The sequence below is a fragment of the Methyloligella sp. GL2 genome, assembly GCF_013341275.1.
In the GTDB taxonomy this organism is placed as follows: domain Bacteria; phylum Pseudomonadota; class Alphaproteobacteria; order Rhizobiales; family Methyloligellaceae; genus Methyloligella.
Window position 1 is genome coordinate 1,106,360 of record NZ_CP054476.1, and the last position, 20,421, is coordinate 1,126,780.

Annotated in this window: 17 protein-coding genes and 1 riboswitch; of the genes, 3 read left to right on the plus strand and 14 right to left on the minus strand. The window is 64.4% G+C overall.

Annotated features, from left to right (window positions below; genetic code table 11):
• Positions 1-41 precede the first annotated feature (41 nt).
• The 8 genes from HT051_RS05215 to HT051_RS05250 form a co-directional block, all read right to left on the minus strand.
• Entirely contained in the window at positions 42-926 is an 885-nt protein-coding gene (locus tag HT051_RS05215) for a transporter (protein ID WP_208454389.1), read from the minus strand.
• A gap of 348 nt (positions 927-1,274) precedes the next feature.
• Entirely contained in the window at positions 1,275-3,074 is a 1,800-nt protein-coding gene (gene atzF, locus HT051_RS05220; RefSeq protein WP_174541054.1) for an allophanate hydrolase, read from the minus strand.
• On the minus strand, positions 3,074-6,670 hold the full coding sequence (uca, locus tag HT051_RS05225) for an urea carboxylase (protein WP_174541055.1): 3,597 nt from the start codon (positions 6,668-6,670) through the stop codon (positions 3,074-3,076). The genes atzF and uca overlap by 1 nt, the downstream gene beginning before the upstream one ends.
• 15 nt (positions 6,671-6,685) lie before the next feature.
• Positions 6,686-7,318 (minus strand): urea amidolyase associated protein UAAP2, encoded by a 633-nt coding sequence (locus HT051_RS05230; RefSeq protein ID WP_174541056.1) that lies wholly within the window; start codon positions 7,316-7,318, stop codon positions 6,686-6,688.
• 11 nt (positions 7,319-7,329) lie between these two features.
• Positions 7,330-8,151, minus strand: a complete 822-nt coding sequence (locus HT051_RS05235) for an urea amidolyase associated protein UAAP1 (protein WP_174541057.1) — start codon at positions 8,149-8,151, stop codon at positions 7,330-7,332.
• 133 nt (positions 8,152-8,284) lie between these two features.
• Positions 8,285-9,055 (minus strand): ABC transporter ATP-binding protein, encoded by a 771-nt coding sequence (locus tag HT051_RS05240; RefSeq protein ID WP_174541058.1) that lies wholly within the window; start codon positions 9,053-9,055, stop codon positions 8,285-8,287.
• A gap of 3 nt (positions 9,056-9,058) precedes the next feature.
• On the minus strand, positions 9,059-9,877 hold the full coding sequence (locus tag HT051_RS05245) for an ABC transporter permease (RefSeq protein WP_174541059.1): 819 nt from the start codon (positions 9,875-9,877) through the stop codon (positions 9,059-9,061).
• Positions 9,878-9,902: 25 nt separating this feature from the next.
• Positions 9,903-10,988: a putative urea ABC transporter substrate-binding protein gene (locus HT051_RS05250; protein ID WP_174541060.1), complete on the minus strand. Its 1,086-nt coding sequence runs from the start codon at positions 10,986-10,988 to the stop codon at positions 9,903-9,905.
• 79 nt (positions 10,989-11,067) lie between these two features.
• Positions 11,068-11,171, minus strand: a riboswitch (guanidine-I (ykkC/yxkD leader).
• Positions 11,172-11,426: 255 nt separating this feature from the next.
• On the opposite strand from HT051_RS05250, the gene HT051_RS05255 reads away from it, so the two are divergent.
• Entirely contained in the window at positions 11,427-12,758 is a 1,332-nt protein-coding gene (locus tag HT051_RS05255; RefSeq protein ID WP_174541061.1) for an aspartate aminotransferase family protein, read from the plus strand.
• Here HT051_RS05255 and HT051_RS05260 read toward each other — a convergent pair.
• Positions 12,755-13,567: a DUF4396 domain-containing protein gene (locus HT051_RS05260; protein ID WP_174541062.1), complete on the minus strand. Its 813-nt coding sequence runs from the start codon at positions 13,565-13,567 to the stop codon at positions 12,755-12,757. The genes HT051_RS05255 and HT051_RS05260 overlap by 4 nt on opposite strands.
• A gap of 119 nt (positions 13,568-13,686) precedes the next feature.
• On the minus strand, positions 13,687-14,160 hold the full coding sequence (locus HT051_RS05265) for a YidB family protein (RefSeq protein WP_174541063.1): 474 nt from the start codon (positions 14,158-14,160) through the stop codon (positions 13,687-13,689).
• Positions 14,161-14,339: 179 nt separating this feature from the next.
• Here HT051_RS05265 and HT051_RS05270 point away from each other — a divergent pair, with 179 nt between their 5' ends.
• Positions 14,340-14,585, plus strand: a complete 246-nt coding sequence (locus tag HT051_RS05270) for a GlsB/YeaQ/YmgE family stress response membrane protein (protein ID WP_174541064.1) — start codon at positions 14,340-14,342, stop codon at positions 14,583-14,585.
• Positions 14,586-14,657: 72 nt separating this feature from the next.
• Here HT051_RS05270 and HT051_RS05275 read toward each other — a convergent pair whose 3' ends face one another.
• The 4 genes from HT051_RS05275 to cysQ all read right to left on the minus strand — a co-directional run bounded on the left by HT051_RS05275 (position 14,658) and on the right by cysQ (position 19,600).
• Positions 14,658-16,571 (minus strand): OmpA family protein, encoded by a 1,914-nt coding sequence (locus HT051_RS05275; protein WP_174541065.1) that lies wholly within the window; start codon positions 16,569-16,571, stop codon positions 14,658-14,660.
• Between the two features lie 121 nt (positions 16,572-16,692).
• Positions 16,693-17,736 (minus strand): hypothetical protein, encoded by a 1,044-nt coding sequence (locus HT051_RS05280; protein ID WP_174541066.1) that lies wholly within the window; start codon positions 17,734-17,736, stop codon positions 16,693-16,695.
• Positions 17,737-17,822: 86 nt separating this feature from the next.
• Positions 17,823-18,659 carry a DUF1134 domain-containing protein gene (locus HT051_RS05285; RefSeq protein WP_174541067.1) on the minus strand — a complete coding sequence of 279 codons (837 nt, stop codon included), beginning with the start codon at positions 18,657-18,659 and terminating at the stop codon, positions 17,823-17,825.
• Positions 18,660-18,793: 134 nt separating this feature from the next.
• Positions 18,794-19,600, minus strand: a complete 807-nt coding sequence (cysQ, locus tag HT051_RS05290; protein ID WP_174541068.1) for a 3'(2'),5'-bisphosphate nucleotidase CysQ — start codon at positions 19,598-19,600, stop codon at positions 18,794-18,796.
• 180 nt (positions 19,601-19,780) lie between these two features.
• Between cysQ and chpT the strand changes: the two genes are divergently transcribed.
• Positions 19,781-20,416, plus strand: a complete 636-nt coding sequence (gene chpT / locus HT051_RS05295) for a histidine phosphotransferase ChpT (protein ID WP_174541069.1) — start codon at positions 19,781-19,783, stop codon at positions 20,414-20,416.
• Positions 20,417-20,421 lie beyond the last annotated feature (5 nt).

Below are 20,421 nucleotides of genomic sequence, written 5' to 3' on the forward strand. Positions count from 1 at the left end.
AAATCGCGTGGTGTCGATCCCAGGTGAGGCCGGCCGGTCCCCTACCAAGCGTAGATGTATCTCAGGTTCCAGCTGTCGTTGTAGGCGTGGTTCTCTCCATTGAGGCTCTTGGAATACCGAACGGCGAGAGAAGAACTCTCGGCATAGCTGACCATCACGCCCAGGCCGCCGTCCAAGCCCCAGGACTTGGGCACGTTGCTGTAGGAATCGGTATGCTCGTAATCGAGCGCGATGTAGGGCTCGAGCCAATCCAGCATCTGGTATCCGAACCGATTGTTGGTGTGGAAGGTCGTTCCCGGCTTCAGTCCGTTGTCTTTCGTGGACTGCCAGACGAAGCCGGCATCGCCCGTCCAGTCGAACTTGCCGATCAGCGGCGTGTACCAGAGCAGGCTGGTCAGGTTCTTCCAGTTGGTGTCGCTGACGTCCTTGTCACCCCACGGAATTTGCAGGAAGGACTGAATACCGAGCGTGGATTCCGGCGTCGGTTTGTACCAGGTGGCGAAGCCGGTGAGCGTGTCGCCGAAGCCGCTGACATGGCGTCCGTCGGGATCGGCGGCACCGCGGTTGCGGATCGCGATCTCAGGCTGGATCACCTCATAGGCCAGGCCGATTTTGTTGCTGAAACTCGGCGTCCAGAAATGCACGAATTTCGACAGACCGACGATGCTCTGCGAGCCATCGCCGGCGACCTTGTTGCCGTTGACGTCCCAGACATGGTCGTTGTTCTGGACGTAGGCATATTGGACGAAGACGTTGAACGGGTCGAAGTCGACCGGCAGGTCGTATTCCTTCGGACCGATAACGTCGAAGGTGGTCTGCGCCTGTGCCGGACTTGCAGTCCAGAACAGCCCCGCTGCGACGAATGCGCAGCTTGCCGCTTTCACCCCGTATGATATGCCTCGTTTCGAACCTTGCTTAAGCGTCATTCCTAGATCCCCCAAATCTTGGCCGTTTCCTCATGGCCGATTCCTGGAGACGCTATTCGGCGTGACATGTGTTGCGCCCCTGCCGAGATGCCGGTCGTTCTGTGCTCTTATCCGGCGCGCGTCTCTAGCGGCGAGGCAAACCGCAAGGACTGTGCCAATCGCATTCGGAGTACGGCCTGGAGCCGCGAACACCGTCTTAACGTCTTGTTAAGGGGAGGTTTTTTGCGCCCGCCTATCGATAGGCGCGAGCGTGGGGGCAAAGCCGGCGGCGTGTCGCATCTTGCTGTGTGACGTCACGCAGGGCCGTGACACTTTCACGAACGGACAATGCGGTTTCGGCCGCTTCGCTTACGCTTGGCGCGAGGCGAGATAGGCGCGCCAGCCGCCGAATTCGGTGATCTCGGTGGCGCCGTCCAGGCCGCGGGGTTCGCAGAGGAAGCCGCTCACCGTGCCGCCGTCTTGCAGCGAAACCTTGCCGATGCCGAGCGGGGCGGGGATGGAGGCGGTGAAGCTTCCGAAACCTTCCGCCGGCAGCGCCCAGATCTCCAGCTCAATGCCGGCGCCTTCGAAGCTTGCGTCATAGGCCAGGCCCGGCTTGGGCGGCGTGGTGTCGGCCAGCGCATAGAGCCGGTAATGGGGATCGGTGCGGGTGGTGCGCAGGAAGCGGCCCTTCCAATCGGTGAGCTGATGGTTGAGCGGCTGGCCTTTGAGATGGGCGCCGACCACGGCGATCTCGATCCAGCCTTGCGGCACGGCCGGCGTGAGCGCGGTGTCTTCGGTGAGGGGAAGGCGCGCGCCGCCGGTCTCGGGCGAGATGGCCCGGTGCAGCCTATCGCCGAGATGCGCGAGGTCGGCATCCGAGAAGGCCGGCCCGACAAGGGTGACGCCGAAGGGCATGCCGGAGGGGCGGAAGCCGGCTGGCACGGCGATGGCCGCGCAATCCAGAAGATTGACGAAATTGGTGTAGGTGCCGAGCTCGGAGTTGAGGCGCACCGGATCGTCCAGCATGGTGGCAATGGTCGGGGCGGTCGGGGCTGTGGGGAGCAGCAGCGCATCGATCTTCTGCCAGCGCTCCAGCATCTCGCGCTGGGCGGCGGCCAAGGTCTTCAGACCGTCGAACAGATCGGCGGCGCTCCAGGCCTTCGCGTCGCTCACGATCTTGCCGACTACGGGATTGACTGCGTCCGGATGGGCGTCGACGAAAGCGCCGACCGCCGCATAGCGCTCGGCGACGAAGGGGCCGCCATAGAGCAGCTGAGCGATCTCGCTTAAGGGCGTGTAGTCGATCTCGACGAGCTGCCAGCCGAGTTCGGCGGCCTTCTCCAGCGCCGCCTGGTAAAGCGCTTGCGCCTCGCTGTCGCCGCAGAAGATGCGGCTCTCCGGGCTCGGCACGCCGATCACCGGACGCTCCAGCTCCAGGCCCGTTTCGGCCGGCGCCCGGCTGAACGGATCGGCCTGGTCCAGGCCTTGGGCGATGCGGCGGACGAAATCCGCCTCGCTCGCGGTCTTGGCGAAGATGCTGATGCAGTCGAGGCTCTGGCAGGCCGGCACCGCGCCGCGCCCCGAGAGGAGGCCGCGGGAGGGCTTCACCCCGACGATGTTGTTGAGCCCCGCCGGCACCCGGCCGGAGCCTGCGGTATCGGTGCCGAGGGAGAACGGCACAAGCCCGGCGCCGACGGCCACCGCGGAGCCGGAGCTGGAGCCGCCGGAGACGTGTTCGGCACTGAACACCGAATGGGGAATGGTGTGGGGCGTGCGGGTTCCCGAAAGCCCGGTGGCGAATTGATCGAGATTGGTCTTGCCGATGGGAAGCGCGCCGGCCTCGCGCAGCTTGGCGACGGCGAAGGCGTCCGCCTCCGGCTCATAGGCATAGGCCGGGCAGCCGGCGGTGGTGGCAAGCCCCGCCACGTCGATATTGTCCTTCACCGCGAAGGGGACGCCGAGCAGCGGCAGGTCTTCGCCCGCGTTCGCCCGTGCCATCTGGCGGCGGACCTCGGCGAGTGCCTCGTCCTTCGGCAGAACCGAAATCCAGACCCCGTCATCGCCGCGAGCGGCGATGGCTTCGTAAAGCTCGGCGAGGGTCTGTTCCGGATCGATGGAACCGTCGCGATGGGCGGCGGCCAGCGCCATGAGGGAGCGCGGTGCCATCAGGTATCCTCCTTCAGCACGATCAGCACGTCGCCCTGGCCTACAGTGCGGCCCTTGGCGCAGCGGATCTCGATCACCTCGCCGGAGATTTCCGCCTCCACGGCGACCTCCATCTTCATGGATTCCAGGATCACCAGAGCCTCGCCTTTCTCGATGCGTGTGCCTTCCTCGACGGGAATTTCCCAGACATTGCCCGGCATCGGGCTGAACACGGCGCTGGCGCCGTCGAGGAGGGGCGCTTCTTCCTCCGGTTCCGGGGCCACGTCCGGCTCGGCGGCATAGGTGGCGATGCCGGCTTCCTTCCAGCGTTCGCGCTCCTCAGTGAAGGCTTGGCGCTGGGTGGTGCGGAAGGCCTCGATGCTCTCTGCGTTCTCGGCGAGGAAGCGGTTATAGGCGGGGAAGGAGAACTCGGTCTCCTCGATCTCCAGCTCTGCTTCGCCCCGGCTCATTGCCTCGCGGCGCTCCATCAGCTCGTCATGGGAGACGGGGAAGAAGCGCACCTGGTCGAAGAAGCGGAGCAGCCAGGGCGTGCCGGGTTCGAAGGCGCCGGTCTGGCGATAGGTGCGCCAGACGGGAACGGTGCGGCCGAAGAGCTGATACCCGCCCGGGCCTTCCATGCCGTAGATGCACATATAGGCGCCGCCGATGCCGACCACGTTGTCGAGGGTCCAGGTGCGGGCCGGATTGTATTTGGTGGTGACCAGCCGGTGGCGCGGATCGAGCGGTGTGGCCAGCGGCGCGCCGAGATAGACATCGCCGAGGCCGAGCACGAGATAGGAGGCCTCGAAGACGATGCGCTTCACCTCCTCGATGGATTCGAGCCCGTTGATACGGCGGATGAACTCGATATTGGACGGGCACCAGGGCGCATCGGGCCGTACCAGCTCCTGATAGCGCTGGATGATGAGGTGGATCGCCTCGTCATCCCAGGAGAGCGGCATATGCACGATGCGCGTCGGCAGGGTGATCTCGCCGGTGGGCGGCAGGCCGGCCTCGAGCGCGATGAGCGCGGCGAGCATATCGCGAATGCCGAGCGCCCTTGGATCGAAATGCACCTGCAGCGAGCGGACGCCGGGGGTGAGGTCGATGACGCCTTTCAGCCCTTCGCGCTCGATGGCCTCCATCAGCATCTGGGCACGAAGGCGTAAGGCGATGTCGAGCACCGGCGAGCCGTATTCGACGAGGATATTGTCGTCCCCGGTGCGGCGGTAGACGACCGGAATCTCGGCATCGTCGATCCGGTGCAGCACCGCTTCGCCAAGCTCGGTCTGATTGAGGTTCGGCGTGGCGATCGCGGGCGGGGCGAGCTGTGCAATCGCGGCATCCTGCACTTCCAGCGCTTCGGCCGCTTGCTGTTCGCTCATCGGGCGGAAGCGCAGCTTATCGCCGGCACGGAGCTGGCCGAGCTTCCAGATCTCGGCGAGGGAGGTGACCGCCGGGCAGACGAAGCCGCCGAGGCTCGGCCCGTCGGGCCCGAGCAGGATCGGCATGTCGCCGGTGAAGTCGATGGCGCCGACCGCATAGGCGTTGTCGTGGATGTTGGAGGGGTGCAGCCCCGCCTCGCCGCCATCGTCGCGGGCCCATTCCGGCTTCGGGCCAATCAGGCGGACGCCGGTGCGGTCGGAGTTGAAATGCACCTCGTAATCGGTGGCGAACAGGGTCTCGATATCGCCGGGGGTGAAATAATCCGGCGCGCCGTGGGGGCCGTAGAGCACACCGATTTCCCATTGGTTGGGAATTGCGGGCCGCAAAGCTTCCGGCACGCTCTGCGGCGGCGTTTCGCTGTCTTGGCCGATATGCAGCACGTCGCCGGCTTTCAGCGGACGGCCGGCATGGCCACCGAACTTGCCGAGGCGGAAGGTGGCCTTGCTGTTCAGATAATCCGGCACGTCGATGCCGCCGCGAATGGCGAGATAGGCGCGGCGGCCGCGATCGCCGATCTTGCCGAGGGCGAGCACGTCGCCCTCCTTGGCGTGATGCGGCTGCCAGGGCGCGACTGGTTCGCCGTTCAGCGTGGCTTCGATCGGCGCGCCGCCAAAGGCGAACACCGCAGCGGAGCCGAAGCGCAAGCTCGGACCGGAGAGCGCCATCTCAAGACAGGCGGCGCGCTCGCTATTTCCCACGGCGCGGTTCAGAAGCCGGTGGGAGAGGGTGTCCATCGGGCCGCTGGGTGGCACGCCGACGCCCCAATAGTTCAGGCGTCCGGGGTAATCCTGCACCGTGGTTTCGCCGCCGGGGCTGGCCACGTCGATGCGCGGCATGGCGGTCTCGAAGGTGGCGAGGAAGCCGGTGGTCACGCCGCCGGCTGCGAAGCCGTCCGAGGCGGCGATGGCCTTGAGGTAATCGAGATTGGTTTCGATGCCGCCGATCTGGGTCTCGGCCAAAGCCGCGGCGAGCTTGGTGCGCGCCTCCTCGCGGGTTTTGCCGAAGACGATGACCTTGGCCAGCATGGGATCGTAAAGCGAAGGCACTTCGGTGCCTGCCTCGATCCAGCCGTCGATGCGGGCGGTTTCCGGAAACACCGCTTCGGTGATCAGCCCGGCGCTGGGCTGGAAGTCCTTGCCCGGATCCTCGGCGTAGATGCGCGCCTCCATGGAGGCGCCGCTCGGCACCACCGCATAATCGGAAAGCGGCGGTAGCTCGCCGGCGGCCTGACGCACCATCAGATCGACCAGGTCGAGCCCGGTGACTTCCTCGGTGACGCCGTGCTCCACCTGGAGCCGGGTGTTCACCTCCAGGAAGTAGAAGGCCTTCGCATCGGCATCGTAGATGAACTCCACCGTGCCGGCGGAGGCATAAGAGACGCTCTCCCCGAGCTTACGGGCTGCCTCATGCAGCGCGTTGCGCACGGTCTCGGGTAGGTCCGGGGCCGGGGTCTCTTCGATTACCTTCTGATTGCGCCGCTGCACCGAGCAGTCGCGCTCGCCGAGAGTGATCACGCCGCCTTTGCCGTCGCCGAAGATCTGCACCTCGATATGGCGCGCATGGGCGATGTATTTTTCCAGAAACGCGCCGCCCTCGCCGAAATTGCTTTTGCCGAGACGCTCGACGGCTTCCAGATTCTTGGCGAGCTCGGTCTCGTCGCGGCAGAGCATCAGGCCGATGCCGCCGCCGCCGGCGGTGCTTTTCAGCATGACCGGATAGCCGATCTGTTCCGCCGCTCGCTTTGCCTCCGCGAAGGAGGCGAGCAGGGGGCTGCCCGGCACAAGCGGCACGCCGGCAGCTTCGGCCAGCGCGCGCGCCTCGTGCTTCAGCCCGAAGGCGCGGAGCTGATCCGGCGTCGGGCCGATGAAGGCGATACCGGCTTCCGCCAACCTCTCGGCGAAGCCGGCATTCTCGCTGAGGAAGCCATAGCCGGGATGCACGGCTTGCGCGCCCGTCTGCGCGGCCACCTCTAGGATCTTATCGGTGTCGAGATAGCTTTGGCTGGCCGGCGCAGGGCCGATCGGCATCGCTTCGCCGGCAAGCCGGGTGTGCAAAGCGTGGGCGTCGGCCTCCGAATAAACGGCGACCGACGCCACGCCCATCCTGTCCAGCGTGCGGATGATACGGCAAGCAATCTCGCCCCGATTGGCGATGAGAACCTTGTTGAACACGGCTATAGCGTCCGCTTACTCGTCCCAGACGATCAGGCGGATCGGGGTCGGGTTATAGCCGTTGCAAGGGTTGTTCACCTGGGGGCAGTTGGAAATCAGCACCAGAACGTCTCGCTCGGCGCGAAGATCGATATAGCTCCCCGGACAGGAGACGCCGTCGACGATGGCGAGATGGCCGTTGGGCTCGACGGGGACGTTCATGAACAGGTTGATATTGCAGGTGATGTCGGCCTTGCCCATGCCGTTCTCGGCCGCCGCATGCAGGAAGTTGTCGCGGCAGTTATGCATGTGTTTCTTGTCGAGGCCGAAGCGCACCTGATTGCTCTCTGCGCTGCAGGCACCGCCCAGCGTGTCGTGATTGCCGACGGTATCGTCGATCACCGTCATCAGCGGCTCGCCGCCGGTGGAATAGAGCACCGTGCCGGTGGTGATGAAGATGTTCTTCTGGGCCAGCAGCGTCTGCTGATAGTCGTAACGATCTTCGTGGTCGTAGGCGTCATAGACGAGCGTATCGACCGCCTGGCAGCCTTCCAGATCGACGACGCGCAGCACCTCGCCCTTCTTGACGAGGCGGGACCAGGGCATCCGCTTGGGATGGGTGAGGTCGTAATTGGCGGTTGCCGGATCGCGAGTCTGTGTGTCCGTCATGTTGGCCTCCCTCACTTGCCGAGCTGCGCCAGAAGCGCGTTGGTGTTGGCGAAGGCGCGGCTGGCCTCCACGGTTGCGTTGGCGAGGGGCAGCTCCGATTCCGGCTGCCAAATGGTTGCCTGCGCTTCCGGCGGCGCGAACTCCGCGCCCGGATCGAGCGGGTGGGGGCAATTGGAGAGCGCCACCAGCACGTCCATCTCGGCGCGCAAATCGATGAAGGCGGGCTCGCCGGTGCCACCGGCAAAGCTTAAGGAGCCGTCCTCGGCCACGTCCACGCCGGTGAAGAAGGCGATGGAGGGGACGATGGATTTGCGGGTGAGGCCGAACTTGGCCAGGGCCAGCTCGAAATTATCGCGGCTGTTGTGCAGGAACGGCTCCCCGCCGAACTTGGCCTGGGTCGGCTTTGCCGACGAGCCGCCGAGGATCAGGTCATGATGGCCGGAGGTATCCTCGACGATGGAGAACAGCGCCCGGCCCATATCGGACAGGATCAGCATGGATTTGCCGAGAAAGGCGTTCCACTGAACCTTGGCGGTGTCGGCGGTGTTGAGCCGTTCCTCGGGCAGATCGGCATTCACCGCCACCATGGCGAGGCTGCCGCCGCCTTTGGGGTCGGCAAGGCGCAGCACCTGGCCCTTGCGGACGACGAAGGCGGTCTGCCCGCCCGGCTGCAGGGTTTCGCTGTAAAGCACATCCGCCTCTGGCAGCTCCCGCGGCGTTGCCAGATCGGCATCGCTCACCGTGCGCTTGCGAGCCGGCGCAGAGCGGCCCGCGGCGCGCAAGGCGTCGTAGGTCGATGCGTTGTCGGTCGGGGTATCGGCTTGGTCGGTCATCGCCGGGATCCTCCGCTGTTTGAATTGCGGGTCGTCCCGACGGGGCCCTGGCGCTTATGCGGACCGGGTCGTCCCGGCCGAGCCAAGAAGAGTGTTATAGCCCGATAGGGCGACAAGAGAAAGAGGCTCGCCGTCACAGCACGTCTCCTTCGGCAAGCTTGATGCCCCGATGGCGGTTTTCCCGCCGGCGGGTGATGGGAATGTCGTGGGTGATGCTGGCGCCGTAGCGCTCGCGCTCCTCAGGGCGGTTGCGGCGGCGGTCGAGGGTGATCAGCCGCGTGCCGAGATAGAAGGCCTCCGACAGGTCGTGGCTGACCATGAACACGGTCATCTTGCTGTCCTGCCAGAGCTTGATCACTAACTCGTGCATATCGGCGCGGATGCCGGGGTCGAGGGCGCCGAAAGGCTCGTCGAGCAGCAGCACTTTGGGCTTGGTGATCAGCGCTTGGGCGATGGCCAGACGCTGCTGCATGCCGCCGGACAGGGCGGACGGATATTTGTCCATGGCCTGCTCCAGCCCGACCAGCTCGATATAATGCTCCGCCTCCGCGATGGCGCGTTTCCTCGCGCCGCCGAACAGCCTGCCGGCGATGGGGGCTTGGCCGAATTCGAGCCCTAAGGTGACGTTCTCGCGCACGGTGAGATGCGGGAACACCGAGTAGCGCTGGAACACCACGCCGCGGTCGGGCCCCGGCTCGGGCGGCAGCGGCGTGCCGTCGATCAGGATCTCGCCGCGGCTCGGTTGCTCCTGGCCGAGCAGCATGCGCAAAAGCGTGGACTTGCCGCAGCCGGAGGCGCCGACGATGAGCACGAAGGCGTGGGGCTCGATCTCCAAGGAGACGCGCTCCAGCACCACTTGGTCGTCATATTCCTTCCAGACGTCGCGGATGGAGATTGTGGTCATGGCTTAGCTCCTCCCGCCTGCGAACCAGGGGAAGGCGCGCTTCTGAAACAGCCTCAGCGCGGCATCGATGATCACCGCCAGCAGCGTGATCCAGGCGACATAGGGCAGGATCACATCCATGGCGAGGAAGCGGCGCAGCAGGAAGATGCGGTAGCCGAGGCCGCTCTGGGAGGCGATGGCCTCCGCCGAGATCAGGAACAGCCAGGCGGCGCCCAAGCTGAGACGCACGGAGTCGATCAGGCGCGGCCAGATTTGCGGCAGCACCACGCGGGTGATGATCTGCCAGCTATTGGCGCCGAGGGTCTCGGCCTTGACGATCTGCTCGCGTGGAATCTCCTCGACCCGGAGCGCGATATCCCGGGTGATGAACGGGGCGACGCCGATGGCGATGAGCACGATCTTGGCGGTTTCGCCGAGGCCGAAGACGATGAAGAGAATGGGGAGCACCGCCAATGGCGGGATCATCGCGATGACTGCGATGAAGGGGGCGAAGGTCGCCCGCATGATCGGCAAGATGCCGATGCAGATGCCGAAAATCAGACTGAACAGCGTGGCACTGGCGACGCCTGCGAACAGCCGCACCAGGCTGGCATAGGTGTCGGTCCAGAGCAGATAGTTGCCGGTGCGCTTGTCGGGCTGAAATGCCATGCGGTCGATGGCATCGACGAAGGAGGTCCAGCCAGGCAGCAGCTTGTCGTTGGGATTGACCGCTAGGCGCTCGGCGGAACCGAACGCATAGACGGCGATGACCAAGGCGAAGGGGAGCAGGGCCAGGAACAATGCCGGACCCCGCTCGACCTTCTGATTTATGAGACGACGCATTGAATGGAACCGTCTAGCGGATGCCTTACAGCTTACCGTCGGCGGCCATCTTCATGTAGTCGGTGTTGAAGCGGAACTTCACGTTCCCCTCGTCGCCGAGCACCGAGCCGTCGGGGAATTCGATGCCGACCACATCGGCGCTGGGCGCGCCTTCGCCGAGAAGGCCGTGGTCGAACAGGAAGCCGCGCACGTTATCCATGATCTCGTGGGCGTTGTCGCTCTCGGTGAACTCCACCGCATCAGCCGGATCGTAGAACATCTTGGTGGTGGCAAGCTGTGCTTCGTATCCGGGAAGATCGGTGCCGGAGGCTTTGGCCATGGATTCGCGGGCGGCTTTGCCTTCCGGCGTATCGGAGCTCATGAGCTTCATGGTCTCGTACCAGGCGCCGACCAGGGCCTTGCCGAAATCCGGATTGTCCTTCAGCGTCTCGGTGTTGACCGCGCACATATCCATGATCTCGCCGGGGATCTGCGAAGAGTCGAAGACGTTATGGGCGTCCTTATCCTTCAGGATCTCGCTGGACATGGGATTCCAGGTGGCCAACGCGGTGATATCGGGGGTCTTCCAGGCCGAGATCATATCGGCGTCAGACGTGTTGACGACGGTGACGTCCTTCTCGGACAGGTCGATGGTCTCGAGCGCCCGGGCCAGCAGGTAATGGGAGACGGAAAGCTCCACCAGATTGACGTTCTGGCCCTTGATATCCTCCAGCTTGTCCTTGCCCTTGAGGATGATGGTGTCGTTGCCGTTGGAGTAGTCGCCCATGATCAGCACGGAGGTGTCGACACCGCCGACCGCCGGAATGGCGAGCAGATCCATATTGGTGAGCAGCACGGCGTCATAAGCGCCGGCCGTGAACTGGTTGATGGATTCGATGTAGTCGTTGAACTGCGTCACCTCGATGGTGATGCCGTATTTGTCGGCCCATTTCTTGACGATGCCGTTTTCTGTGGCATAGCCCCAGGGCATCCAGCCTGCATAGATCGACCAGGCCAGTTTGAAGTCCTTCTTCTCCTCGGCCTGCGCGGTATTGGGCGCGAGCGTGCCGAGCAGCAGGGCCGCGCCGAGTACGGCGCCGCCAAAAAGCTTAGCGATTTTCCCGAAATGCATGTCTACCTCCGACTGCTTCTCTTTTCGTTCGGAGGCCCCGGGCGGAATGGGAAGTCCTTTGATGCTTTCGCATCGTGGGGCCTCCCGGGCTTTTGTCCCGCCGTGTACCCGGCCTGCGCCGCCGGGCTGCAGCTCTCGGACCAGACGATGCTTGCGGCATCCGGAACCCTAGCTGCTGGCCTCTATGTAGCAAGAGCGGTGCCAGTCCGCTGATATCTTGTTTTTCAAAGGCTTATGCGGCGGGGCCTCAAAGTACGCCTGCGCCGTATGCACAAAATATGGGCAGCCGCCTAACGAATTGTGGATTCGAGAGCTGGCAGTTTAGCGATTGCGATCAGCGATTTCATCGTCTGACAGTGGGGTCTGACACGGGGTAGGGGCTTGCGCTAAGCTCGGCGCTGATACGGAGCCCTTCACCCCAGACGACGAGTTTCCCCCATGGCGAAATCCGGCAATGTCGGAATCCTCGAGCTCAACGCCTATCGCGAGAGCGCGGGCGAAAAGATCGATCCGCTTCTGCAGCGGCATCTGGCCAATTCAGGCGCGGCCTCGGTGCTGTTCTATCAGGAGCCGATCGAGATGGTGTCGGCGCGCGGCGTCTGGATGGAGGATGCGGGCGGCACGCGCTATCTCGACTTCTATAACAACGTGCCCTCGGTCGGGCATTGCCATCCGCGGGTGGTCGAGGCGGTGTCGGCGCAGATCGCCACACTCAATATTCACACCCGTTATCTGAATGCGAAGCTCGAGGCTTATATCGAGGCGCTGAAGGCGACGCTGCCGGATGCGCTCTCCAATGTGGTGCTGGCCTGCAGCGGCAGCGAGGCCAACGATCTTGCCATGCGCGTTGCCATGAAGGCGACGGACGCGCGCGGCTTCGTGGTCACCGATCAGGCCTATCATGGCAATACCGCGCTGGTGACGGAGGTCTCGCCGGCGGCCTTTCTGCAAGGCGCGCTGCCCGACCATGTGGTCGCGATTCCAGCGCCCGACCTTGCGAACTTCGAAGGAGAGGATCTGGGCGAAGCTTTCGCCTCTGCCCTGAGCGAAGCGGCGGCGGAGCTGAAGCGGCGCGGGCATGGATTTGCCGGCTTCATCTGCGATTCCATCTTCTCCAGCGACGGCATCTTTCCCGGCGATCCGGGCTTTCTGCAAAAGGCGGTCGCGGCGACTCATGCGGCGGGTGGGCTGTATATCGCCGATGAGGTGCAGCCGGGCTTTGCCAGGACGGGCGAGGCGTTTTGGGGGTTTGGCCGCCACGGCGTGACGCCGGATATCGTCACTATGGGCAAGCCGATGGGGAACGGGTTTCCCATGGCGGGGATGGTGGCGCGCCCCGATCTGCTGGCCGGATTCTGCAATGATGTCGGCTACTTCAACACCTTTGGCGGCAATCCGGTGGCAGCTTGCGCCGGGCTCGCCGTGTTGGAGGTGATCGCCGAGGAGGGTTTGCAGGAGAATGCGCGGCTCGTCGGTGGGCACCTGAAAGAGAAGCTGGATGGGCTCGCCGAGACGATAGATACGATCGGTGCGGTGCGCGGGGCTGGGCTGTTCATCGGCGTCGATATCGAGACGGATGGTGCGCCAGATGCGGCGAAGGCCAAGCGCATCATCGAAGGGCTGAAACAGCGCCGCGTGCTGGCCGGTGCGGCCGGGAAGCACGCCAACACGCTGAAGCTGCGGCCGCCGCTTTGCCTCTCCGAGCAGGACGCCGATTTCTTCTTCGAAGCGCTGGCAGAGACGCTGAAAGCGCTCCCCACCGAAACCTAGCCGAAGATCAGCGCGACGGCCGCGCCTGCGGCGAGCACGGCGAAAGAGACGCAAGCCATCACCCAGACCGGCGGGGAGGGGGCGTGAAGCGCCGAGCCTTTCTCGGCCATCTTCATTTTTGCCTGCATGTCCGGCTTCGCCATCTCGCCCATTTCGCGTTTGGGCCGCACGGTCATCATGCCGTGCTTCAGGTGATGGGCGACCAGCCACCAATTCATCGGATAGGCGAACAGCGCGCCGACCATCAGCGCCAGCGACATGCGGAACCAGAATAGCGGCTCGGCCGGGTTATGGGCCGCCTCGTTGCCGGCGAAGGCCAGGGCCGAGACCGGCAGCATGCCGCCCATCAAGCAGTTCATGGAAAGCAGCTCGGAGGTGAAGGTGCCCTTCAGCGCCCGGGCATAGGAGCCGAACATCTCGCCCATGAACAGGGCCTGGAAGATCGACCAGCCGAAGGCGAAGCCGAGCACGTATTCGAGCGCGAAATCCGCCGCCAAGGGCAGGGACACGAGTGCGCCGATCACCGCACCGACCAGGATGCCGATACCGTCTCCGGCGACGCAATGCATGGTCGAGCCCAGGGTCTGGCGCCAGCGCGCGGCGACATATTGTTCATGGGTGCCGGGCAGCGGCTCGCGGCAGCCGAGCACATAGAGGAAGGCGCCGAACGGGCCGGAATAGGCGGTGAACAGCACGAAGGCCCATTTCATCACCGGGTGCTCAGGCGTTCCCCGGATGTCGATGGCGACGAAGGCCACGGACAGGGCGGCCAGGATGAACCAAAGCAGCATCACGCCGTCGATGAGCATCGGAGCCCCCGGAGCTGCGGCGAAGAGCCTTCGCCGATTCGCTTCAGTCTAACCCGAGGCCCGCAATAAGAAAGGCCCCGCCGGAACAGCGGGGCCCGAAGCGATGTGTGCCGGTCCGGCTAAGATTTGAAGAAGGAGTCGAGCTCGGTCTGATTGGGCACCTTGCCGCCGGGGGTCATCTTGTCGATCAGGCCGGGGAGCACGGTGGCGAGCTGATTGAGAAGATCCTGCTCGTCGATCCCGGCCTGGCGGGCCAGATCGCTGATGGTGGTCGAGCCCAGCGCATCCTTCAGGCTGCCGGGGGCGACCGGCTCGTTCTCGCCGGTCTGCACCCAGGAATCGACGGTGGATTGCAGGCCGCCCTTGCTCAAGGTCTCGAGCAGGCCGCCGAGCCCGCCGAACAGACCGCCTTCGGCGGCGGCCGTGGTGTCCACCTGCGGCGGGGCGGTCTCCGGTGCGGCGCCGTCGTCCTTCGGCGCACCGAAATCGTTTTCGCCGCCGGTCAGCATCTTACCGATCAGCAGCGCGCCCACGGCGATCATCAGCGGCTTGGTGATGTTTCCGCCGGGTACGGCATCGTCGAAAAGTCCCATTGGAGGTTTCCTTTCCCATAGTCTCGCCCCGGTTGAGGAGGACGGCGCAACATGCATGGGGCAGGCAAGCTTAGGAGCGCCGGCGGTCTCAACCCTTGGTTGCCGATTTCATAGGATTGAGCTGGAAAGGGGAATATGATCGCTGATTGTGACCGATCAATATGGAGGAGGGGAATCCAATGTCGATTATTGCTTGGGTTATCTTAGGTCTGATCGCCGGCTTCATTGCCAGCAAGATCGTCAACAAGTCCGGCCAGGGTATGTTGATGGATATCGTGCTCGGTATCGTCGGCGCCGTCGTGGGCGGCGTGGTGTTCAATTTCTTCGGTGCCGCCGGGGTGACCGGGCTGAACCTCTACAGCTTCATCGTTGCGATCGCCGGCGCGGTGATCGTGCTTTGGATCTACCACGCGGTGAGCCGCTAGACGCCTCGGCCCCCAAGGGCGGCGGAGCGCCGGCATCGTCCTTCGCAGGCGATGCCGGCACTTTCCGTATCCTTACGGATAGGCGGGCTGGTCCGGTTCCGAGGGCGGGGCTTCGGCGGAGCGGATCAGCGGCGTGATGCGCCGGATGGTGACTCGGCGGTTGGCCCGCTCAGGCGCTTGGGTGGGCACCTTCAGATAATCCTCGCCATAGCCCTGGGTGACCATGTTCTCCGGCGGGATGCCGTAATAGTCTGAGAGCACGATGGCGGCGGATTCGGCGCGCCGGTCCGACAAAGCGAGATTGTAATAGGGATCGCCCACGGCATCGGTGTGGCCTTCGATCAGGAACACCTCGTCCGGGTTCTCGTCCAAAATATCGTTGAGGATATTGGCGAGATACTCCATGGCGCCGATCTGGCTCTCATCGATCACCGCCGAATCGGTAGCGAAGGTGATGTCGGTGAGATCGATCCGGGGCATGCGCTCGCGGATGCGCGGATATTGGCGCACCTCCTCAAGGCTATAGGTCCGCGGCAGCGGCTCCACCGGTGGGGCCATCAAGGCGGTCTCGATCCGCTCGCGATTGTCGTAGCCGCCATTCAGCACATATTGGTCGCGCGGAATGCTGGGCGGCAGGGGGCCGAGATCGACCGGACCGGTGACGGAGCCGAAACGCAGATCGTCGATCAGCACCTCCTCATAGCCGTCCGGATAGCGGCGGGCGCGGGTAAGCATGCGGCCGCTGGGATCGCGCACGGTGACGATCTCGGTGCCGTCCGGGGTGGGATAGACCTCCCGGGTGCGGCCGTCGGGCAGATATTGGATATTGGGGTCGCCATAACCGACGAAGCGGTCGCGATCCATATGGCGGACGACGACGCGGTCGTCCTCGCGGCGGAATTGCCGCGTGCCGTTATCGAAGCTCACCGCCTTGGTCAGAACCGCGCCGACCATCACGCCGGCAACGGCGCCGAGCAGGAAGTTCTTGGTGGAAAACTTTTCCTCGTCGCCGCCGCGGCGGCGATGGCCGTAGCGCGGCTCGTAATGGTGGTGGCGGCCTCGGTGATAATGGCCGTAGCGGTCCCGGTCATGGTGGTTGCGGTCGTAATGGCCGCGATTTCTGTCTGAGCCGCTTTTCTGACCGCCCTTGTTGTTGCGGTTCTTGTTGTTGTCACCGCGCTTATTGGCATTGCCGTTCTTATCGCCGTTGCCGTTCTTGCCCTTGTCGGGACCGGATTTCTTCTGAGCGTCCGGCTTCTTCTGGCCGCCGCCTGATTTGCCCTTGTGGTCGCCGCTTCGGTAGTCGCCACGCGGGCCGCCGCCGCCATGATCGCCGCCGGGATGGGGCTTGCGCTCGTCGGCTCGATAGTCGCCACGGGGACCGCCAGGACCGCTGCTCTTATTGGCCGGCGGGGTCTTCTGCCCGGACTTCGGCTGGGGCTTCGGCTCGGGCTTTTTAGGTTGAGGCTTGGACTCAGATTTCGGTTCCGGCTGCTTCGGCTCTGGTTTCGGCGCCGGCTTCGGATCGGCCTTCTTCGCTTCCGGTTTCGGCTCAGGCTTCTTCGGCGCCGGCTTCGCGTCCGGCTGCTTGGGCTGCGGCTTGGGCTCAGGTTTCTTGGGCTCAGGCTTTTTAGGCTCCGGCTTCTTCGGCGCCGGAGGGGTGGAGTCGGCCGTCTTCTGCTGCGGTTTGGGCGCCGGCTTTTTGGCTTGGGGTTTTTTGGCTTGCGGCTTGGGCGCCGGTTTAGGGTGCGCCTTCGCTTGCGGCTTCGCGGCGGGCTTGCTCTTCGACGCGGGTTTGCCTTTAGAGGCGGATTTGACCTTGCTCTTATCGTCGCTGGGCTTTCCCTTCTGCGCCTTCTTCTTTTTCTTGTTCTGGTCGGCGGCGTTTTGCCCGGACGGATTTTGTGCGAAGGCCGGCTCGGCCACCAATCCGAAGGACAGAAGCGCAATCAGCGCGACACGGAAGCAAACTCTCGAAACTGTCATCTATTCCCCACGTTTCAACACGCCTCGGCTAGCGCGGCGAAAGGCAATTCAATGCCTATCGATCGTGTCGAAATAGCGCCGCCTGCCTGAATGCGAAATGAACGGCGGCGCGGGGGCTTTGCTAGCGGGGATCGTTCTCGACCGGCTCGGCTGCGGGCTGAGCCTTGCCTGTGGTGCCGGTCTTGCGGCGTGCGGCAAAGCGTTCGGCAAGCCGCGTGCTACGCGGTGTCTTGCTGCCGCTGGCAGAGGATTTCCGCTTGGTTTTCTTGGCCGGCTGGGCGGCAGTTTGCTCTTCGTCCTCGGAGCTCGCTTCGACAGCCTCGGGACTTTCTTCTTCGGCCTCGGGATAGTCGCCTTCAGCGAGCTGGTAGGAGTCCGCGCCCGCCGGCGGTTCTTCGGCCTCAAGCTCCGGCACGGGCGATCCGGGCGGCAGCGCGGCCTCCAGAATCTGCTTGGAAAGCTTGCGCATCTCCTCGCGCAGCAGATAGTCCTCGGTATCGCGCTGGCGGACGAGCGCCATCTCCTCTTGCAGAGAGGAAAGGCGGGCGGTCAGCTGCCGGTTCTCCTTGGCGAGCGCCGAATCGGAGCGGCCCATCACGCGCTTGACCGGAATGGTGTCGGCTTCGAGCGCGTGGCGCAGATGCTCGATCTCCTCGCGCTGGGCGCGGGTCGTCTTGCGGGCGGCATCGAGCTTGGCGGTGACCGTTTCCAGACGGTAGCGCAGCTCGGCATCCACCTTCTCGGTTTCCGCCACGCGGGCCTGATCCTCGGCCGATTGGCGCTCCATGGCAGGCAGGCGGCGATTGAGAATCTGCTCAAGCGCTGATTTGGCGGCCTGGGTCTCTTCCAGCTCTGCGTTCAGGGTCTCGAGCGCTGCGTCCAGCTCGTCGATGCGGACCTTGGCCTGGCTGGTTTGCACCAGCTCGTGCACGGCCTTGCTCTTGGCTTTGTCCAGCGCCACCTCGACGCGGCGCAGCTGCACGGCGAAATCGGCCCTGAGCTGATCCTTCTCCGCCTGGATCTCGGCAAAGCTCATCGGCATGGTGGCTTCGATGCGGCGCGTGGTCAGCCGCACGGCGCGCTGCCAAAGCGGCGGCACGAGAAGAAGCGCAAGCAGGCCGGCGATGACGAATCCCAGCGCACCGTATAAAACCGCGTCGATCATCCGAGTCCGCGCTCCGTTTGGGATCCCGAAGGATCCGCCAAGTCCCTCAAATGCTGGCCTTGGCCCCCCGCCTTCTTAGCCCCAGTTTAGAACGGATTCCAGGTCGGTTGCCGGGTAAATTTCAGATAACCGAGATTCGCTCCAAGGCGAAGCCCGACGCCCGACCGGATCGGCGCCAAGGTGATATTGTCGTTGACCAGATAGGTGATGCCGACGCCGCCGATGAAATAGGCCGAGCCGTCCACCCCTGAGTAGTTCTGGTAGATCTGGTTCGGATCGCGCAGATCGTAGACCAGAACCATGGTCTTGGAGCCTTCGGCGCCGAAATCGTAGCCGACCGACGGCCCCTGCCAGAAAACCTTATGATTGCCGGCATCGCGGGTATAGAGCGTGCCCTCGCCATAGCGCAGGCCCGCCACGATGGCGCCGCCAACCTCCTCGCCGAGGATATAGCCATTGGGGCGGCCGCGCTTCTGGAAGGCGTATTCGATGACCTTGGCCAGGTCGCGCGAGACGTTGCCGAAGAAGCGGTGGCCCGCATCGGTGATCTCGTCGACGGAGAAGCCGTCGCCTTCCGGCTCGGGCAGCGGGGCGTAAGGATCGGGGCCGGAATAGGGTTTGTACGGCTCGCCCGGCCCGTCATAGTTCTCGTTGCCGTATTGCTGATTGCCGTATTGCCCGTTGTTTTGCTGCGGGGTGCCGTATTGTCCGCCATTGGGCGCCGTTCCGCCATATTGGCCGTTCTGGCCATTGGCGTATGGCTGGTTATAGCCGCGCTCCTGCTGTGGAATGCGCTGCGCACGCGGCGTGATATCCGTCTGCGCCAGCTGCAAGCTGCGCTGCGGTTCGGCATGGGGGGCGGCCGCCCAACCCGCTGCAAGCAGAAAGGTCAGGACCGCGATAGCAGGGCTTCGGATCTGCATGGTCTCCCGCTTTAGGGCTTGTTCCCTCAAACTCGTGCCCGTCGGAGGCGGCATGATTGGTCTAAACTGGTACCAAACTGTGGCTGGGTTAGCGAAAGGTTACCCAGCCGGCGGCGCCATGCGCCGGGGCCGCTTTAGCGCTGGGCGCCCCAGGCGATGAAGCTGGTGTTTTTCAGGCCCCGGTCCCACTTGCCGTAGCGCATCGGGGCGCCGTCGGGGGTGACGACCGAACCGCCCGCGGCCCGCAAGACGGCATCGCCCGCCGCGGTATCCCACTCCATGGTGGGGCCGAAGCGCGGATAAACATCCGCCTCGCCCTGGGCGACTTTGAGGAATTTCAGCGAGGAGCCGGCGCTTTCGCGGGCGGCGATGGGATGCTCTTCCAGGAAAGCTTCCGTCTCGGCGTCGAGATGGGAGGCGCTGACCACGGCGGTGAGACCTTCGGCCGGGGCCGGGCGGACGGCGAGCGGCTTCAAATCCAGCTCGGAAAGCGAGGGCGCGGCGCTGCCGGGGGTGAGGGTGGTCGCGACCGCCTTGCCTGGCGCCAGGGTGAAGGCGAGAAGCTTCAGGGCCGGGGCATAGACGATGCCGAAGACCGGCGTGCCGTTTTCGATCAGCGCCACATTGACGGTGAAATCGGTGCGCTTCTTGATGAACTCCTTGGTGCCGTCGAGCGGATCGACCAGGAAGAAGCGCGCGCCGCGATCGGCATCCAATTCTTTTGCCGATTCTTCGGAAACCACCGGGATGTCCGGCGCGAGCTTGGCCAGGGCCGGCAGCAGCACGCGTTCGGCGTCGCCGTCGGCCAGCGTCACGGGGCTGTTATCGGCTTTGGTCTCAACTGCCACGTCGCTCGCGTAATGACGCATGATGCAGGCGCCCGCCTCCAGATTGGCGCCGAGCAGAACCGTGCATGCTGTTTCGAAATCAAAGTCCGGCATTGGATGTGATCGCCTCTGTTGTCGGGTTCGGGGAGGGCGGGGCAAGATGCGTCACGACAGGTGATTCGTTTCGCACCGCGCCAGGATACGGCCCTTTCGGACCAAGGCGGGGCCCGTGTAGCACATAGTTCGGCGCGTGTGCGGTTTTCCGCAAAACGAAGGCGATATGAGGAGAAGGCGATGAGCGAGCAAGCAGGCGCGATACCGGATCTCGATCTGACGGCGCTGATCTCGAGCCGTATCTGCCACGATGTGATCAGCCCGGTGGGTGCGATTTCCAACGGGCTGGAGGTGCTGAGCGACGAGACCGATGAGGGGATGCGCGAGCAGGCGATGGACCTCATCATGAAGAGCGCCCAGCAGGCCTCGGCCAAGCTGCAATTCGCGCGGCTCGCCTTCGGGGCGGCGGGATCGGCCGGCGCGGAGATCGATCTGCGCGATGCGGAGAAGGTGGCCAACGACTTCGTGCAAGGGAAGCATTCGCTGACCTGGAAGGGGCCGCTGCTCAACATGCCGAAGAACAAGGTCAAGCTGCTGCTCAATCTTATCGCGCTCGGCGTTACCGCACTGCCGCGCGGCGGCACGGTGGATGTGGAGATCGACGAGCAGGGAAACCGCTTCGGCGTGCGCTCGACCGGCAAGGCGGCGCGTCTGGCCGAACCGGTGGTCGCCATGCTGACCGGCGCGCCGGCGAATGGCGAGCTGCCCGACGCCCATTCGATCCAGCCCTATTTCGCCCGGCGCATTGCCGATGCCATCGGCCTGACCATCGCGGTTGAGCCGAGCGAGGATCAGGTGATCCTGAAAGCGGGCTAAACCCA

What these genes read in the sequence shown, in the direction of transcription:
- HT051_RS05215 (WP_208454389.1), bottom strand. Translation starts at nt 926, where the DNA reads ATGACGCTTAAGCAAGGTTCGAAACGAGGCATATCATACGGGGTGAAA.
- atzF (WP_174541054.1), bottom strand. Translation starts at nt 3,074, where the DNA reads ATGGCACCGCGCTCCCTCATGGCGCTGGCCGCCGCCCATCGCGACGGT.
- HT051_RS05230 (WP_174541056.1), bottom strand. Translation starts at nt 7,318, where the DNA reads ATGACGGACACACAGACTCGCGATCCGGCAACCGCCAATTACGACCTC.
- HT051_RS05235 (WP_174541057.1), bottom strand. Translation starts at nt 8,151, where the DNA reads ATGACCGACCAAGCCGATACCCCGACCGACAACGCATCGACCTACGAC.
- HT051_RS05240 (WP_174541058.1), bottom strand. Translation starts at nt 9,055, where the DNA reads ATGACCACAATCTCCATCCGCGACGTCTGGAAGGAATATGACGACCAA.
- HT051_RS05245 (WP_174541059.1), bottom strand. Translation starts at nt 9,877, where the DNA reads ATGCGTCGTCTCATAAATCAGAAGGTCGAGCGGGGTCCGGCATTGTTC.
- HT051_RS05250 (WP_174541060.1), bottom strand. Translation starts at nt 10,988, where the DNA reads ATGCATTTCGGGAAAATCGCTAAGCTTTTTGGCGGCGCCGTACTCGGC.
- HT051_RS05255 (WP_174541061.1), top strand. Translation starts at nt 11,427, where the DNA reads ATGGCGAAATCCGGCAATGTCGGAATCCTCGAGCTCAACGCCTATCGC.
- HT051_RS05260 (WP_174541062.1), bottom strand. Translation starts at nt 13,567, where the DNA reads ATGCTCATCGACGGCGTGATGCTGCTTTGGTTCATCCTGGCCGCCCTG.
- HT051_RS05265 (WP_174541063.1), bottom strand. Translation starts at nt 14,160, where the DNA reads ATGGGACTTTTCGACGATGCCGTACCCGGCGGAAACATCACCAAGCCG.
- HT051_RS05270 (WP_174541064.1), top strand. Translation starts at nt 14,340, where the DNA reads ATGTCGATTATTGCTTGGGTTATCTTAGGTCTGATCGCCGGCTTCATT.
- HT051_RS05275 (WP_174541065.1), bottom strand. Translation starts at nt 16,571, where the DNA reads ATGACAGTTTCGAGAGTTTGCTTCCGTGTCGCGCTGATTGCGCTTCTG.
- HT051_RS05280 (WP_174541066.1), bottom strand. Translation starts at nt 17,736, where the DNA reads ATGATCGACGCGGTTTTATACGGTGCGCTGGGATTCGTCATCGCCGGC.
- HT051_RS05285 (WP_174541067.1), bottom strand. Translation starts at nt 18,659, where the DNA reads ATGCAGATCCGAAGCCCTGCTATCGCGGTCCTGACCTTTCTGCTTGCA.
- cysQ (WP_174541068.1), bottom strand. Translation starts at nt 19,600, where the DNA reads ATGCCGGACTTTGATTTCGAAACAGCATGCACGGTTCTGCTCGGCGCC.
- chpT (WP_174541069.1), top strand. Translation starts at nt 19,781, where the DNA reads ATGAGCGAGCAAGCAGGCGCGATACCGGATCTCGATCTGACGGCGCTG.